This window comes from Brevundimonas sp. SPF441, assembly GCF_009661015.1.
Lineage (GTDB): Bacteria > Pseudomonadota > Alphaproteobacteria > Caulobacterales > Caulobacteraceae > Brevundimonas > Brevundimonas vesicularis.
Window position 1 is genome coordinate 1 of the sequence record NZ_WJWX01000038.1, and the last position, 15,405, is coordinate 15,405.

Sequence of the window (15,405 nt, forward strand, 5' to 3'; positions counted from 1 at the left end):
GACAGGCCATGGCCGTCGATGACATGCTGTGTTTCGCCGCCTATTCGGCGAACCTGGCGTTCAACCGGTTCTACAAGCCGCTGCTGGACCGGATGGGCCTGACCTATCCGCAGTTCCTGGCCATGGCCCTGCTCTGGCGTGAGGACGAACAGACGGTCGGCCGGCTGGGCGAGCAGCTGTTTCTGGAATCCAACACCCTGACCCCGCTGATCAAACGACTGGAGGCGGCCGGGCTGGTGACGCGGGCGCGCGACAGGGCGGATGAGCGGGTGGTGCGCGTCAGCCTGACCGACGCAGGACGGGCGTTGGCTGTCGAAGCCGCCTGCCTGCCGCAGTCGGTGCTTGACGCCACCGAGATGACGCCCGAAGCCTTGACCGACCTGCGCCAAGGCCTGGGGGCGCTGCGCGACAAGCTGCGGGCCGCCCAGCCGCCGGCCGAGGGCTAGGCCAGGTCTTCGATCTCTTCTTCGGTCAGTTCGCCGGGGACGATGGTGACGGGCAGTTTTCGGCCGCCGATCTGGGCGCCCTGTTTGATTATGGCCGAGACGAGAGGGCCGGGACCGCGCGAGCCCGTTCCCGCCGCCAGAACCAGGATCTTGATGTCGGGATCGGCGGCGACGACCTTCTTGATCGCGGCCTGGGCCTCGCCCTGTTCGATCAGGAACATTGGCGCAGCGCCGGATCGGGCCTGAGCCTCTTCGCCCAACCGGTTCAGCAGCACCTCGGCCTCCTCGCGCTGCTGACGCGCGATTTCCTCTCGGGCGCCCGACCAGTGGGCGTCGCTGTCGGTCGGCAGGACGCGCAGCATGACCACGCGCCCGCCCGTCGATTTCGCCCGGCGCGAGGCGAATCGCAGGGCGGCCTCGAACTCCGGACTGTCGTCGACGACGACGAGGAACTTTCTCGGCATTGCGGCCTCCCCAGCCTGATCAGCGGCTGAAGAGGCCGTGCGACGAGGGCTTCGTCAAGCAGAGCGTTCACATAGCGTGCTCAAGTAGGCCGAAAGGCCGATAGCACACCTCAGGAATTCACCGCCGCCGTCGCCAGATCGCGGATCGTCGCGTTGGCGATGGTCAGTTTGGCGAAGGTCCAGCCCGAGCCCGACTGTTCGATCTCGTCCACCGAAGCGCGCACGCCCTCGACCGTCGCCTGTTTGGAGCCGATCCAGGCGTCCACCGCGGCCTCGGCCGCGTCCTCGCTGACGCCGACCGACGGATCGGAGGCGCGGGCGACGGCGCGGGTCAGCGCCGCCTGCTCGTTCATCAGGTCTTTGATCAGACGACGGACGGCGAGACGATCGAAATGATCCGCAGACGGAATGGAGCCGGCGGCGGCGCGCAGACGGTCGAAGTCGAAGGCCGCCCCGACCTGGTGATACAGGCGCGCCATGGCCGCGACGGGCCAGGTCGCCTCCTGCGCCAGGTCCCCGATGTCGGAGGCGGCGACGAGGGGGCGCATGATGGCGATACTGCGGGTCAGGTCCTCAGGCGCGCCGTGGTCGGCGAAGCGTTTGACGCGCGCATCCAGACGCCCCTGTTCGAAGCGCGACAGGACCGGCGCACCCTCGGCCTGCAAGGCGTCGGCGATCGGACGATAGCGGTCGATCAGGGCCTGGACCGACAGACCGCCCTTGGCGCGGCGGGCCAGCCAGAAGGTCTGGCGACGCAGGACGACGGCGATCTCTTGATACAGAGCCGTCTGGGCCTCGGCCGAGATCTTCAGGTCCAGGGCCGAAACGGCGTCCCAGGCCTGGTCCAGGCGGAAGACGCGGCGCGCGGCCTCGAAGGCGATGATCAGAGCGGTGGTGTCGCATTCCGCCGAACCGCGCAGGCGGTCGGGGAAGGTCGGGCCGCACATGTTGACGACTTCGTTGGCCATGACGGTGGCGATGATCTCGCGCCGCAGACGGTGGCTCTTCATCTCCGGTTCGAACCGGGCCAGTGCTTCGGGGAAGTAGCGAACCAGAATCTGTTCGAAGAAGGGGTCCTCCGGCGCCTGCGAGGCGACGATGTCGTCCGACAGCTCCAGCTTGGCGTAGGCCATCAGGACGGCCAGCTCGGGCCGGGCCAGCGGGATGCCCGCCGTCATCAGCTCCTTGACGCGGGCGTCGTTGGGCAGGCCCTCGACCTTGCGGTCGAGCTTTCCGCGCGCCGACAGGCTCTGCATGAACCGCTGCTGGGCGTCCAGGGCGCCGACACCCTCGGCCTGTTGCAGGGTCAGGGCCAGGGTCTGGTCGTAGTTGTGGGCCAGCACCTTGAGGCCGACCTCGTCGGTCATGGAGGCCAGAAGCGGCGTGCGCTCCTCGGCCGGCAGGACGCCGTTGGTCACGGCCGAGCCGACCAGGATCTTGATGTTGACCTCGTGGTCGGAGGTGTCGACCCCGGCAGAGTTGTCGATGGCGTCGGTGTTGATGCGGCCGCCGGCCTGACCGAAGGCGATGCGTCCCGCCTGGGTGAAGCCGAGGTTTGCGCCCTCGCCCACCACCTTGACCCGCAGTTCGTCGGCGTTGATGCGCAGGGCGTCGGTGCCCTTGTCCCCGACCTGGGCGTCGGTTTCGGCCGCAGATTTCACATAGGTGCCGATGCCGCCCAGATAGAGCAGTTCGACCGGCGCCTTCAGGATGGCGCGGATCAGGCTGACCGGGTCCAGCTCGTCTTCGGCGATGTCCAGGGCCGCCTTGATCTGGGGCGTCAGCTGGATCGACTTGGCCGAGCGCGAGAAGACACCGCCGCCCTCCGAGATCAGCGCCTTGTCATAGTCCTGCCAGGACGAGCGCGGCAGGTCGAACAGACGCTTGCGTTCGATCCAGCTCGAGACATGATCCGGGTTCGGATCAATGAATATGTCGCGGTGATCGAAGGCGGCGACCAGACGCGTCGCCTTGGACAGAAGGACGCCGTTGCCGAAGACGTCGCCGGACATGTCGCCGACGCCGACCATGGTGAAGGGCTGGGTCTGGATGTCCTTGCCCATTTCGCGGAAGTGGCGCTTGACCGCCTCCCACGCGCCGCGGGCGGTGATGCCCATGGCCTTGTGATCATAGCCGATGGAGCCGCCCGAGGCGAAGGCGTCGCCCAGCCAGAAGCCGTAGGAGGCCGAGACGCCGTTGGCGATGTCGGAGAAGGTCGCCGTGCCCTTGTCGGCGGCCACGACCAGATAGGGGTCGTCGCCTTCCCAGGCGATGACATTGGCCGGATGGGTCACCGACCCGTCGGCGGCGATGTTGTCGGTGATGTCCAGAAGGCCGGACAGGAAGGTGCGATAGGCGCGGATGGCCTCGCCCTGGATGGCCTCGCGGTCCGTCGTGCGGGGCAGCTGCTTGGGATAGAAGCCGCCCTTGGAGCCGACCGGCACGATGACCGCGTTCTTGACCTGCTGCGCCTTGACCAGGCCCAGGACCTCGGTGCGGAAATCGTCACGACGGTCCGACCAGCGCAGACCACCGCGCGCGACGGGACCAAAGCGCAGGTGCACGCCCTCGACGTGCGGCGCCCAGACGAAGATTTCGCGGTAGGGTTTGGGCAGGGGCAGGTCGTCCAGCTCGCGCGAGGCGATCTTGATCGAGATGTGCGGCTTGGGCTGTCCGTCGGCGTCCAGCTGGAAATAGTTGGTGCGCTTGATCGCGCCGATCAGGGCGGCGATGCGGCGCAGGGCCCGGTCGTGATCCAGACTCTTCACGTCCTGCAGCAGGGTGACGATCTTGGCGTCCAGCTCGGCAACGGCCGGCGCGCGTGCATCGGCGGAGCCGCCTTCAGGGGCGAACTTGGCCTTGAACAGCGACAGCAGGGCGCGCGCCACGTCGGGATATTCGCGCAGGGCCTCTTCCTGCACCGTCTGGGAGGGGTCGAGACCCGTCTGCTGGCGATAGTGGGCCAGGGTGCGGATCAGGGCGGCGTCGCGCCATTCCACGCCCAGTTCGATCACCAGACGGTTGAAGCCGTCGCTTTCGTTGCGGCCGGTCCAGACGGCGGCGAAGGCGTCCTCGAACGGGCCCTTCACATCGTCGAAGACCAGCGCCTCGCCGCGCGGATCCTCCATCAGGAACTCATGGACGTGGATCTCTTCCTCGCCCATCGGACGGATCGGATAGCCGTATTCCTCCAGCGTCTTCAGACCCATATCGGCCAGGATCGGCAGGACGTCGGACAGAGGCACGGCCGGGCCGCGACGGTAAAGCTTGAAGCGGAACTGCAGACGGCTGTCGTCCGGCGTGCGGAAGGCGCGCACGGCGACGGCCTTACCCTCGCCGGGCAGACCGGTCTCGTTCAGCCGGTTCACATATTGCAGGTCGGTCGCGGCCTCGTCGGCGTCATAGCGATCGCGATAGGCGGCGCCGAAGGCGCGGGCCCATTGGGCGCTCAGCGGCCCCACGGCGACTTCCTCGACGCCCGAACGACGCAGGGCGCCTTCGAAACGATCGACCCAGCCGCGGCCTGCCTCGGCGACGTCGGCCTCCAACTGGGCGGCGTCCGGGATCGGGTGGGCGCCGGGCTCCACGCCGATGATGTAGTGGATGCGCACCAGGGGCGCGTCGGACAGTTGCGGATACCAGGCCGAGATGCGGCCGCCCCAGGCGCGGGCGACGATCTGGCCGATGCGTTCGCGCACGGCAGAATCGAACTTCTCGCGCGGGATGAAGCACAGGACCGAGACGAAGCGGTCGAATGGATCCTGGCGCGAGAACAGGCGGATGCGCGGCCGGTCGTAGAGGTGAAGAATGCCCAGGGCGATGGACAGCAGCTCGTCCTCGCTGACCTGGAACAGCTCGTCGCGCGGATAATTCTCAAGGATGTTCTTGAGGCGTTTTTCGTTGTGGCTGCCGGGCGCCTTGTCGGCGCGGGCCAGGGCGTTGGCCACCTTGCGACGCAGCAGAGGCACCTCGGTCGCCAGCTGGTCGTAGGCTTCCGACGTGAACAGACCGACAAAGCGGGTCTCGCCGGTCGCCTTGCCGTCCGGGCCGTAACGCTTGACCCCGACATAGTCCATGTAGGCGCGGCGGTGGACGCGCGAGCGGGCGTTGGCCTTGGCCACCGTCACCGGTTCGCTGAGATCCAGCTGGCGGCGCATCTGGCGCGTCAGGACGGCGGGTTCCGATGCGCGACGCAGCACGGTGCGCTCGGGATCGGCCAGAATGCCCAGGCCGTCGGTAGACAGGCCCAGCGGGGCCTCCGCCTCATAGTCGCCGTCGGCGTTCAGCGGATAGTCGTAGTCGCGCGCGCCCAGGAAGACGAAGTGGTCGCTCTTCAGCCATTTCAGGAAGGCGATGTTCTCGGCCAGGACGGCGGGATCGACCGGGGGCGGGGTCTCTTCCAGACGCTGCACGGCCTGGCGCATCAGAGACGTCATGGCGTCATGATCGGCGACGGCGGCGTGAACGTCCGACAGGCTCTGGGCCAGGCCTTCGCCCAGGGCGTCGCGGCGCTCCTGAGGCACGCTGTCGATGACCAGCATGATGATCGACAGGCGGCGGCCGTCCAGCTCGACCACCGGGTGGAACAGGGCGCGCACGGACACGGCGGCCTCGGCCAGGGCGCCCATGACGCTGTCGACCAGGAAGGGGGCGTCGGACTGGACGATGCGCACCAGATCGTAATCCAGCACCTTGTCCGATGCGCCGTGCAGCGGGCCGACGGTGATGGCGGGAGCGGCCGCGTCGGTCGGATAGGACTTGGCGGCGGTCCAGGAGGCGGCGAGCAGGGCGGCCAAATCCTCGCCGCTCAGCTCAGGCGTCTCATCGGCGGAATAGTCTTCGTGCGCTTGCGTCAGATAGGTCTGTTCGACTGCGCCGGGCCCGGTCCCCACGATCTTGGCGAAGGCCGCCTCCAGCGCGGCCTTGGTGATCGGCTGAACGGGTTGGCGCAGATCGTGGGCGGTCATGGACGAGCAGTCTCGAACGACGCGGCAGGGCCGCAAGGGATGCGGCTCGACGGGGCGCCACCCCCGCTGACTAGGCCAGGTCCGGTCGCTCGGGAAGCCCCTGGCGACCGTTCATTGTAATGATCAGTGATCAGGTTGGAATTATTGTGCAGCGCCACAAAGCAGAAAGCCGCCGGACTGGGGGAGTCCGGCGGCCTGCGCGAGCGGCGCCTGGAGGGGAGGGGAGGGCGCCGGCTTCGCTTCGCTGCGGTTCGGAGGGGGAGTGTCCCGCAGCGTCGAAATCGGAAATGGGAAGCCCCCTGCGCCGTTCAAGAGCGGATCGGCCGGAATCTTTCGCGACATTTTGGCGCCTCTGAGCGGCGATGAAGACGTCGGCGAATGCGGGCGACAACGGATTCCGCTGCTATGCGTTAGGATGGGTCAACGGTGAAGCTGGAGCACCCGATTACATGCGTCGCTTTTTGATGGGTTCGATCGTGGCGGCCGTGGTCGGCCTGCTGCTCGCCGGCGCCGGATACTGGGCCTATTGGAACTTCTATTCGCGGTTCCAGCCGGTCACGATCAGCCGCAATCAGGCCGAGGTGCAACAACTGCTGGACGAGGCGTCCTGGGTGTCGGACGGCAGCGGGGGACAGGCCCTGTATATCGTCACCTATCGCGACAGCGCCTCGGCCCTGCGTTACGCGCGCGACGAGGCGCCCAAGCTGAAGGCGGCGGGGATCGAGACGCGCTACATCCTGTTCGCCCGCCCCGATCTGGAGGGTGCGGCGCAATCGACGGCGGCGGAGCGAGCGACGGTCGCGGAGCTGTGGCTGACGCGGGACTGGCCGCTGTATCAACGCTGGATGGCGACGCCGGCGAACAGCTGGACCGCTGCCGGCGTGCCGCAGGCGGACGGCAATCTGGCGCGCACCGCCGTGGTCGAGGCCGGCCGCCGCTTCAACGAACGGCTGAGCCAGCTGCTCAAGGAGTCCGGCGTGGATATCAGCTATCCGCTGATCCTGTGGCGGGATAAGCAGGGCTTCCTGAAGGCCTGCGGCTGCTCGGACCGACAGGCCTGGGCCTTCATCCGCGACGATGTCGGCGCGCCCGACCGGTTGGGCCAGTCCGATGCGGGACCGATCGCGCCCGATGAAGCGGCGCCGGCGCAGGATGCCCGCCCCTCGGCCATGCCCTATCCGGACCTGCCGGCGATCCCTCCGGTCAATGCGCCGGGGGGCGGGACCACGCCGACGCCGCCCTCGCCTGAAGCCCGCCCGGCGACCCCGCCCGCATCAAACCGTCCGACGACGCCGCCGCGCAAGGCCCCGGCGCCCAGCAAGCAGGACGACACGACCTTCTACTGATCAGAGGGATCGGCGATCAGAGGGAATGGCAGGCCGCGATCAGGCGATCGACGTCCTCGGCGTCCTGATACAGGCCGAAGCCGAAGCGGATGACGTCGTCACGCACATCGGTGACGATGTTCGCCGCCCGCAGACCCGCGCACCAGGCCTGGGCGTCGGGATGGCTCAGGGCGAGGAAACGGGCGCGCGGCGCGTCGCCCTCGACCGGATTGAGGATTTCGGCCTGCGACAACACCCCGGCCTGTCCATCCTGAACGGCCTGCTGGAACGTGGTCGCCAGATCGCGCGCATGGGCGGCGACGGCGGCGGTGTCGAGCCCCTGCTGATCCAGCATTCGACGCACGGCGTTGAAGCGATACAGCGGCGTGCAGTCGAAGGTCGCGCCCCAGAAGCGACCGCCGTCGCTGCGGTATTGGACGCCGCCGGGCGGACCCGACAGGTCGCCGAATTCCGCGAACCAGCCGGTGACGACAGGACGCGGGCAGAAGCCGGGCGGGGCGTGCAGGAAGCAGACGCCCTCGCCCGACATGGCGTATTTGTAGCCGCCGGAGACATAGAAGACCCGGTCCGCCACCGCCGACAGGTCGGTCGGGGTCGCCATGAAGCCGTGATAGCCGTCGATCAGCACCCAAGGCCCTTCGGGTCTCGCCAGGGCGGCAAGCTCCTCGATCCGGTCGAACAGGCCCCCGGTGCGGAAGAACACCTGGCTGACCACGATCCAGTCGTAACCACCCTTGGACGCCTCGGCGACGAAGCGATCGGCGAAGGTGTCGAAGGGCGAAAGCGGAACGCGCGTGACCACCGCCGCCCCGACCTCTTCCCACCGTTCGGCCTGACGACGGAAGGAGTGAAATTCGCCGTCGGTCGCCAGAATGCGGACCGGCTTGGTCTCCACGCCCGAAAACAGGCGCAGCAGGAAGTCGTGGGTGTTGGACGAAAAGACGATGCTGTCGGGCGAGGGCAGTGCCAGCTCGGCCGCGACATGGGCCTGGGCCTCGGGGATCACCTGACCGAAGACGAGATCCCACTTGTGGTCGGCATGCAGATTGGCGTCGAGCCAGGTCTGCTGCTGCGCCTCGAAACTGGCGTCGGGCCACAGGTGATGGCTGTGCGCGGCGAAATGCAGCCGACCGGGCGCCGCTGACAGGGCGCGAGAGAAGAGGGACTTGTAGGTCATCCCTCTTCTTTAGGACATCTCACCCAGCGCTCAAGCAGCGAGCCGCCACGCGGCGAGCGATAGCGCCCCGCGTAACGCGCCTCTTAAACGAGAGCCCCGTGGCAGTGTTTGAACTTGCGGCCCGAGCCGCAGGGGCAGGGGGAGTTGCGGCCGGTCATTTCCCAGCCGGGCGGCAGGGCCTCGATCGGCAGTTTGGAGCGGTCGTCGCCGATCAGCGTGCCTTCGGGGTTCTGGGCCGACGGATTGGCCATCTCGTTCTCGCCGGTGCCGGGGTTCAGGTGGATTTCCTGGAACTCGGGCAGTTCGGGCGGGGCCTGGAAGCGGAACTCGACCGTCATCAGCCAGCGGGTGACGTTGTGGCGCAGGTCGTAGAGCAGGTTCTCGAACAGCGAGAAGGCTTCGGTCTTGTATTCGTTCAGAGGGTCGCGCTGCCCATAGCCGCGCAGGCCGATGACGCCGCGCAGGTGGTCCAGATGAACCAGGTGCTCGCGCCACTGCATGTCGATCATCTGCAACATGAACTGCTTTTCCAGACCGCGAGTCTGGTCGGCGCCGATCTGTTCCAGACGTTCGGCGGCGCGAGCGTCGGCGGCGGCCAGCAGCCGCTCCTCGATCTCCTCGTTCGACACGCCTTCCTCGGCGGCCCAGTCGTGCAGCGGCAGTTCAAGCCCCAGGGTCGAGCGGACCTTTTCGTCCAGGCCGTCGATGTCCCACTGTTCGGCATAGGCCTTGGGCGGCATATAGCGTTCGACCAGGTCCGACACGACGTCGCGGCGGAAGTCGCCGACCAGTTCCGACAGATCCTCGGAGTCCATGAACTCCTGACGCTGTTCGAACACGGCCTTGCGCTGGTCGTTCACGACATCGTCGTATTTCAGCAGGTTCTTGCGGATGTCGTAGTTGCGGGTCTCGACGCGCTTCTGGGCGGTCTCGATGGCGCGGTTCAGCCAGGGGTGGGTGATGGCCTCGCCCTCAGCCACGCCGAAGGTCTTCATGATCGAGTCGAGGCGGTCGCCGGCGAAGATGCGCAGCAGGTCGTCCTCGCACGACAGATAGAATTTCGAGGTGCCGGGGTCGCCCTGACGGCCGGTGCGGCCGCGCAGCTGGTTGTCGATGCGGCGGCTCTCGTGGCGCTCGGTGCCCAGGACGAACAGGCCGCCCGCCTCCAGCGCGATCTTCTTCTGGACGGCGATCTCGGCCTTGAACTCGGCCTCCTTGGCCGTTTCCATTTCCGGCGTGACCTCGACGGCCATGTTGCGCTGTTCCAGCAGCCACTTCTGCATCTTCATCTCGAGGTTGCCCCCGAGCTGAATGTCGGTGCCGCGGCCCGCCATGTTGGTGGCGATGGTCACCACGCCCGGCAGGCCGGCGTCGGCGACGATGTAGGCTTCCTGCTCGTGCTGGCGCGCGTTCAGGACGCTGTGCGGAATGCCGCGCAGCTTGGTCTCGTAGGTGATGTCATAGGCGGCGTCGCCGATCTTCTCGGCTTCCTTGGCCTTGCCCGCATATTCCGGCTTCAGCGTCCGCGAGGTCTCGACCTTGTATTCGAAGCGGCTCAGCAGGTCCGACAGCTGTTCCGAACGCTCGATCGACACGGTGCCGACCAGGATCGGCTGGCCGGCGAGGTGGCATTCGGCGATCTGGCGCGCGATGGCTTGGTTCTTCTCGGCGTGGGTCCGATAGACCTCGTCGTCGTAGTCCTTGCGCTGGATCGGCCGGTTGGTCGGCACTTCCAGCACGTCCATCTTGTAGATGTCGCCGAATTCCTGGGCCTCGGTCGCCGCCGTGCCGGTCATGCCCGACAGCTTTTCGTACAGGCGGAAATAGTTCTGGATCGTCACCGAGGCCAGGGTCTGGTTCTCGGGCTGGATCTTGACGTCTTCCTTGGCCTCGATGGCCTGGTGCAGACCTTCGGACAGGCGACGGCCGGTCATCATGCGGCCGGTGAACTCGTCGATCAGGACGATCTCGCCGCCCTTGATGATATAGTCCTTGTCGCGCTGATACAGGGTGTTGGCGCGCAGGGCCTGGTTGGCGTGGTGAACCAGGCTGATGTTGGCGGCGTCGTACAGGCCGGTGGTGTCGGCCGCGAAGTGACCGCCGGCCTCGAGGGCCTCTTCCATCCGCTCGGATCCCAGCTCGGTCAGCAGGACCTGCTTCTGCTTCTCGTCGAGCTCGAAGGTGTCCTTGTCCTTGATCAGGTCTTTGATCAGGCCGTCGAGGATCTTGTAGAGATCCGAACGGTCCTCGGTCGGGCCCGAGATGATCAGAGGCGTGCGCGCCTCGTCGATCAGGATGGAGTCGACCTCGTCGACGATGGCGAAGTTGTGCGGACGCTGCACCATCTCGCGCCGGTCATAGACCAGGTTGTCGCGCAGATAGTCGAAGCCGAACTCGTTGTTGGTGCCGTAGGTGACGTCGGCGTTGTAGGCCTGCTGGCGCTGACCCTGGCTGAGGCCGTTGACGATGACGCCGACCTCAAGGCCCAGGAAGCGATAGACCTTGCCCATCGTCTCGGCGTCGCGGCGGGCCAGGTAGTCGTTGACGGTGATGACGTGCACGCCCTTGCCGGGCAGGGCGTTCAGATAGACCGGCGCCACGGCGACCAGGGTCTTGCCTTCGCCGGTCCGCATCTCGGCGATGCCGCCTTCATGCAGGATCATGCCGCCGGCCAGCTGAACGTCGTACTGACGCTGGCCCAGCACGCGCTTGGAGGCTTCGCGCACGACGGCGAAGGCTTCGGGCAGGATCTTGTCCAGGGTCTCGCCGTTCGCCAGCCGATCGCGGAAGGCGTCGGTCATCATCCGCAGTTCGTCGTCGGACAGGGCGGCGAACTTGGGCTCCAGCGCATTGATGCGCTGGGCGTGGTCCTGGAAGGCCTTGACCTTGCGGTCGTTGGAAGAGCCGAAAAGTTTCTTGGCGAAGCCGAGCATATTGGATCCGGTAAGCGGTCGAGCGTCTGCGAGCTGAGCGGCTCTGAAATCCCGTGAGGGGCGGCGATACGGACGCCGTGAGAGAGGCCCTGACCGACCCCAGCCCCGGAGCGCCGCATCAGGCGCGCGCGAAGGGCCGCGCAGACGATCAAAACCCCTCGACTTGGGCGCAGGCGGGACTTAAGCACCGGCCTAACCCCTGTCAACGCGAGGGGCTTTCGGCCGCCTTCGACGGAGCGCCCCCTTGACCCCCTTCCGGCGATCTTCACGCATTCTGACGGCGGCCTTGCTGACGGCGACGCTTTCAACCGCCGCCTGTTCGCGCGGCGGCGACAACCGGCCGCCCGAACAGGGTGACCAGGCCGTGGCCACGGTCCAGGACGAGACCATCTGGGCCTCGGACGTGAAGCGCGAGGCGGTGGCCCAAGGTTTGATCGGCGAGGACGAGGCGCTGGATACGACGTCGGATCTCTTCCGCCGGGTGCTGGACGAGGTGATCGACCAAAAGCTGCTGGCCGGAGAGGCGCAGCGGCGGCGACTGGACTCCTCGCCCCTGGCGCAGCGGCGTCTGGAAGCGACGCGCGAACGCATCCTGGGCGACATGCTGGTCGAGAGCGTGGTCAACAAGGCCGTCTCGGACCAGGCGGTGCAGACCCTGTATAATGAGCAGCTGCGGCTGGCGAAGACCTCGGAAGAGATCCGCGTGCGGCTGATCCTGTCGCGCACCAAGCCCGAGGCGGACGCCGTGATCGGCATTCTGGGCCAGGGCGCCGGCTTCGAGGCGGTGGCGGCGGAGCGGTCGATCGACGAGGCGACGCGGTTTTCCGGCGGGGATCTGGGCTATTCGACGCTGGATGTGATGCCCCAAGCCTATGCCGACGCCCTGCGCGACAAGCCGGCCGGTGCGACCGTCGGGCCCTTCCAGACCGAGGGCGGCTGGGCGGTTCTGAGGGTCGAGGACCGGCGCAAGGAAAACCCGCCGACGCTGGAACAGGCCCGACCGCAGATCGTGCGCTATCTGACCTATGAGGGCGTGCGACAGTTGCTGGAACAGTTGCGCGGCAAGGCCAAGGTCGATGTGCGCCTGCCCGCGCAGACGCCGCCCGCATCGCCTGCTCCTTCCGCTCCTCCGGGCGCCTGACATGACCAAGCCTCCCTCCACGACCGGCCAGAAGATCGAGCATGCGTTCGAAAAGGCGCTGGACCCGTTCGCCACGGCGCTGAAGCGCGCCACCCGCACGCCGGGATCGGATGCGGCGCTAGCCGCCTCGCCTGCGCCGGCCGCCGCCGGCAAGCCGGGTCTGGCCATCTCGCCCCTGGCCGTGCCGTTCCCGACCATTCCGCCGATCGGCGGGGTCGAGATCGCCACCGCCCGCGCTGGTTTCTACAAGCACGAGCGCGACGACCTGGTAGTGTTCCGGTTCGCGCGGGGGACTAGCTGCGCCGGGGTCTTCACCCGCCACAAGATCGGCTCGGCGCCCGTCGATTGGTGCAAAAAGCATCTGGCCGGCGCCGAGGGCGGCAAGGATGTGCGCGCCTTGGTGATCAACGCCGGATGCGCCAACGCCTTCACCGGCAAGGCCGGCGCAGACGCGGCGCGGCGCACGGCCTCGGAGGTCGCCAAACGGTTCGGCTGTCGTCAGCGCGACGTCATGCTGGCCTCGACCGGCGTGATCGGGGTGGTGCTGGACGACAAGAAGATCGTCGCCAAACTGCCCGAGATCGGGACCGGGCTGGAGGCGGACGCCTGGGCCCGGGCCGGTCGCGGCATCATGACCACCGACACCTTCCCCAAGGGCTCTTACGCCGAGGCCGAGATCGAGGGTTACAAGGTCCGGATCGCCGGCATCGCCAAGGGATCAGGGATGATCGCGCCGGACATGGCGACCATGCTGGCCTTCATCGTCACCGATGCGGACATCCATCCGAACGTGCTGCAGGCGCTGCTGGGCCTGCACGTCCGCACCACCTTCAACAGCGTGACGGTGGATGGCGACACCTCGACCAACGACACGGCCCTGCTGTTCGCCACCGGAACCTCGGGCGCGCCGCGCATCGGGCGGGTCGGCGATCGCCGGCTGAAGAGTTTCTCGGCCGCCCTGGACAAGGTGATGCTGGACCTGGCGCACCAGCTGGTGCGCGACGGCGAAGGCGCGACCAAGTTCGTCAAGGTGACGGTGGACGGGGCCGCCTCGCCCGCCTCGGCCCGCAAGCTGGCCAAGTCCATCGCCGACAGCCCCCTGGTCAAGACCGCCATCGCCGGTCAGGACGCCAACTGGGGCCGGGTCGTCATGGCGGTGGGCAAGACCGAGGAGCCGGTCGATCGCGACCGCCTGGCCATCAAGTTCGGTCCGCATCTGGCCGCCATCGACGGCGCACCTTCCCCGACCTACGACGAGGCCAAGATGACCGCCTATATGAAGAACCCCGAGATCGACATCACCGTCGATGTGGGTTCGGGCCGGGCGTCGGCGACCGTGTGGACCTGCGATCTGACCAAGGGCTACATCGAGATCAACGGCGACTATCGCTCGTGACCGCTGCGCCCCTTCCCACCGTCCTGGTCGTCGCCGTCGCCCTGATCGACGTGGATGGGCGGGTTCTGATCGCCAAGCGTCCGGAAGGCAAGAAGCTGGCGGGGCTGTGGGAGTTTCCGGGCGGCAAGGTCGAGCCCGGAGAGCGGCCGGAACAGGCCCTGATCCGCGAACTAAAGGAAGAGCTGGGCATCGACGTCAGCGAAAACTGTCTCTCGCCGTTCGTTTTCGCCAGTCACGCTTACGATTCGTTTCACCTGTTGATGCCATTGTATCTGTGCCGACGGTGGGACGGCGTGGTCACGGCGCGTGAACACGACGGCCTCGCCTGGGTGAAGCCGAGCAAGCTTTCGGACTATCCCATGCCCCCGGCGGACGAACCTCTGGTCGCCTGGTTGCGCGACCTGCTCTGACCACCGCCGACCAGGGAGGCCGGCCATGCGACGTCTTATCGGCCGGTTCCTGCGCAATGAGGGCGGGGCCACAGCCATCGAATACGGGCTGCTCTGCGCCCTGATCTTCCTGGCGATCGTGACCTCGATCAGCGCCTTGGCGAACAGCCAGAACGGCGGCCTGGCCGCGACGGTGAACAAGCTGAGCGCCGCCATACAGGCCGCAATCAGCTAGTCCGGCTCTTCGCCCGTCATTTCCTTGACGCCCAGCGCATCGGCCAGCCGCGTCTTGGCCGAGCCGCGCGGCAGGGGCTTCTGCTGGCTGTCGTGGGGTTTCCAGCCGGCCAGATGGATGATCTCGAACGTCGCCGGGATACGGCCGTCGTCGAAACCGTATCGTTCAGCATAGAGGGCGGCGGCGCGCGCCACGATACGGCGGCTCAACGGCCGAACAGGTCCGTGCAGGACATTGGTCTCGCCCATGGCGCGCAGGTCGCGGATCAGGGCGAACAGGTCGGCGTAGCGGACGGTGAACCGATCCACATCCGAGACCGGCAGGGCGAACCCGACACGCTGCAAGAGGGCCGCCCCGTCATAGCCGTCAGCGAAGGGCGAAACCCGCGCCTGGGCGCCGCCGCGCTCCTCCAGCTCGACCTCGGTCAGGACGGCGCGAAGCTCTTTCAGCGTGCCCGCGCCGAACAGCGTGCCGATGAACAGGCCGTCCGGTTTCAACGCGCGCTGGATCTGGGCCAAGGCGCCAGGCAGGTCATTGGCCCAGTGAAGGGTCAAAAGGGAGACGATCAGATCGGTCGAGGCGTCGGCCAGCGGCAGCGCGTCCGCACCCGGCGCTGCGCGCTGGGCCAGGGAGACGGGCGTCTGGATGAGACCGACGCGGCCGGCGGCGTCGCTGGACCGAACCGCCGCATCGAACACGCCTGGATGAGCGGACAGATCGACCGAAACGGGAAAATCGCGCAGTATGGCTTCCAGGCTCTCGGCGGCGTTGGCGGCGGCGCGGGCGTGCAGGAAGTCGGCCTGGGGGAAACGGGCGGCGGACCGCACAAGCCGCGCCTGACGTCGCACAGCGTCGAAGATGCGCGGGGGACCTTCGGAAGGGGATTGGGGGGCGGTCATGGACGCACAGGA

Annotated in this window: 11 protein-coding genes; 6 read left to right on the forward strand and 5 right to left on the reverse strand. The window is 67.4% G+C overall.

Annotation, left to right across the window (positions count from 1 at the left end; translation table 11 throughout):
* Positions 1 to 446: MarR family winged helix-turn-helix transcriptional regulator (locus tag GGC30_RS15375; RefSeq protein ID WP_228763777.1), on the forward strand; the 446-nt coding region annotated here is incomplete at its 5' end.
* Here GGC30_RS15375 and GGC30_RS15380 read toward each other — a convergent pair.
* A complete protein-coding gene (locus tag GGC30_RS15380) occupies positions 443 to 910 on the reverse strand; it encodes a universal stress protein (protein WP_153925901.1) in 468 nt (155 codons plus the stop codon). The two genes, GGC30_RS15375 and GGC30_RS15380, sit on opposite strands and share 4 nt — an antisense overlap.
* A 110-nt stretch (positions 911 to 1,020) precedes the next feature.
* The gene (locus GGC30_RS15385; protein ID WP_153925903.1) at positions 1,021 to 5,877 is read right to left on the reverse strand and encodes an NAD-glutamate dehydrogenase; all 4,857 of its coding nucleotides are present in this window, start codon (positions 5,875 to 5,877) and stop codon (positions 1,021 to 1,023) included.
* Positions 5,878 to 6,326: 449 nt separating this feature from the next.
* Here GGC30_RS15385 and GGC30_RS15390 point away from each other — a divergent pair, with 449 nt between their 5' ends.
* A complete protein-coding gene (locus GGC30_RS15390) occupies positions 6,327 to 7,223 on the forward strand; it encodes a hypothetical protein (protein ID WP_153925905.1) in 897 nt (298 codons plus the stop codon).
* 16 nt (positions 7,224 to 7,239) lie between these two features.
* Here the strand turns inward: GGC30_RS15390 and GGC30_RS15395 are convergent, their stop codons facing one another.
* Together GGC30_RS15395 and secA are read right to left on the reverse strand one after the other, a co-directional pair.
* Positions 7,240 to 8,400: an aminotransferase class V-fold PLP-dependent enzyme gene (locus GGC30_RS15395; RefSeq protein WP_153925907.1), complete on the reverse strand. Its 1,161-nt coding sequence runs from the start codon at positions 8,398 to 8,400 to the stop codon at positions 7,240 to 7,242.
* Between the two features lie 83 nt (positions 8,401 to 8,483).
* Positions 8,484 to 11,333 (reverse strand): preprotein translocase subunit SecA, encoded by a 2,850-nt coding sequence (gene secA, locus GGC30_RS15400; RefSeq protein WP_153925909.1) that lies wholly within the window; start codon positions 11,331 to 11,333, stop codon positions 8,484 to 8,486.
* Positions 11,334 to 11,577: 244 nt separating this feature from the next.
* Between secA and GGC30_RS15405 the strand changes: the two genes are divergently transcribed.
* Genes GGC30_RS15405 through GGC30_RS15420 form a run of 4 tightly spaced genes read left to right on the forward strand, consistent with a single transcriptional unit; the run spans position 11,578 to position 14,494 of the window.
* Positions 11,578 to 12,474 (forward strand): peptidylprolyl isomerase, encoded by an 897-nt coding sequence (locus GGC30_RS15405; protein ID WP_370452028.1) that lies wholly within the window; start codon positions 11,578 to 11,580, stop codon positions 12,472 to 12,474.
* Between the two features lies 1 nt (position 12,475).
* The gene (gene argJ / locus GGC30_RS15410) at positions 12,476 to 13,870 is read left to right on the forward strand and encodes a bifunctional glutamate N-acetyltransferase/amino-acid acetyltransferase ArgJ (protein WP_153925911.1); all 1,395 of its coding nucleotides are present in this window, start codon (positions 12,476 to 12,478) and stop codon (positions 13,868 to 13,870) included.
* Positions 13,867 to 14,280, forward strand: a complete 414-nt coding sequence (locus GGC30_RS15415; RefSeq protein ID WP_284877085.1) for a (deoxy)nucleoside triphosphate pyrophosphohydrolase — start codon at positions 13,867 to 13,869, stop codon at positions 14,278 to 14,280. The genes argJ and GGC30_RS15415 overlap by 4 nt, the downstream gene beginning before the upstream one ends.
* Positions 14,281 to 14,305: 25 nt before the next feature.
* Positions 14,306 to 14,494 (forward strand): Flp family type IVb pilin, encoded by a 189-nt coding sequence (locus GGC30_RS15420; protein WP_153925913.1) that lies wholly within the window; start codon positions 14,306 to 14,308, stop codon positions 14,492 to 14,494.
* Here GGC30_RS15420 and GGC30_RS15425 read toward each other — a convergent pair.
* The gene (locus tag GGC30_RS15425; protein WP_153925915.1) at positions 14,491 to 15,393 is read right to left on the reverse strand and encodes a methyltransferase domain-containing protein; all 903 of its coding nucleotides are present in this window, start codon (positions 15,391 to 15,393) and stop codon (positions 14,491 to 14,493) included. The two genes, GGC30_RS15420 and GGC30_RS15425, sit on opposite strands and share 4 nt — an antisense overlap.
* Between the last annotated feature and the right edge of the window lie 12 nt (positions 15,394 to 15,405).

What these genes read in the sequence shown, in the direction of transcription:
- secA (WP_153925909.1), bottom strand. Translation starts at nt 11,333, where the DNA reads ATGCTCGGCTTCGCCAAGAAACTTTTCGGCTCTTCCAACGACCGCAAG.
- GGC30_RS15385 (WP_153925903.1), bottom strand. Translation starts at nt 5,877, where the DNA reads ATGACCGCCCACGATCTGCGCCAACCCGTTCAGCCGATCACCAAGGCC.
- GGC30_RS15395 (WP_153925907.1), bottom strand. Translation starts at nt 8,400, where the DNA reads ATGACCTACAAGTCCCTCTTCTCTCGCGCCCTGTCAGCGGCGCCCGGT.
- GGC30_RS15425 (WP_153925915.1), bottom strand. Translation starts at nt 15,393, where the DNA reads ATGACCGCCCCCCAATCCCCTTCCGAAGGTCCCCCGCGCATCTTCGAC.
- GGC30_RS15380 (WP_153925901.1), bottom strand. Translation starts at nt 910, where the DNA reads ATGCCGAGAAAGTTCCTCGTCGTCGTCGACGACAGTCCGGAGTTCGAG.
- GGC30_RS15420 (WP_153925913.1), top strand. Translation starts at nt 14,306, where the DNA reads ATGCGACGTCTTATCGGCCGGTTCCTGCGCAATGAGGGCGGGGCCACA.
- argJ (WP_153925911.1), top strand. Translation starts at nt 12,476, where the DNA reads ATGACCAAGCCTCCCTCCACGACCGGCCAGAAGATCGAGCATGCGTTC.
- GGC30_RS15390 (WP_153925905.1), top strand. Translation starts at nt 6,327, where the DNA reads ATGCGTCGCTTTTTGATGGGTTCGATCGTGGCGGCCGTGGTCGGCCTG.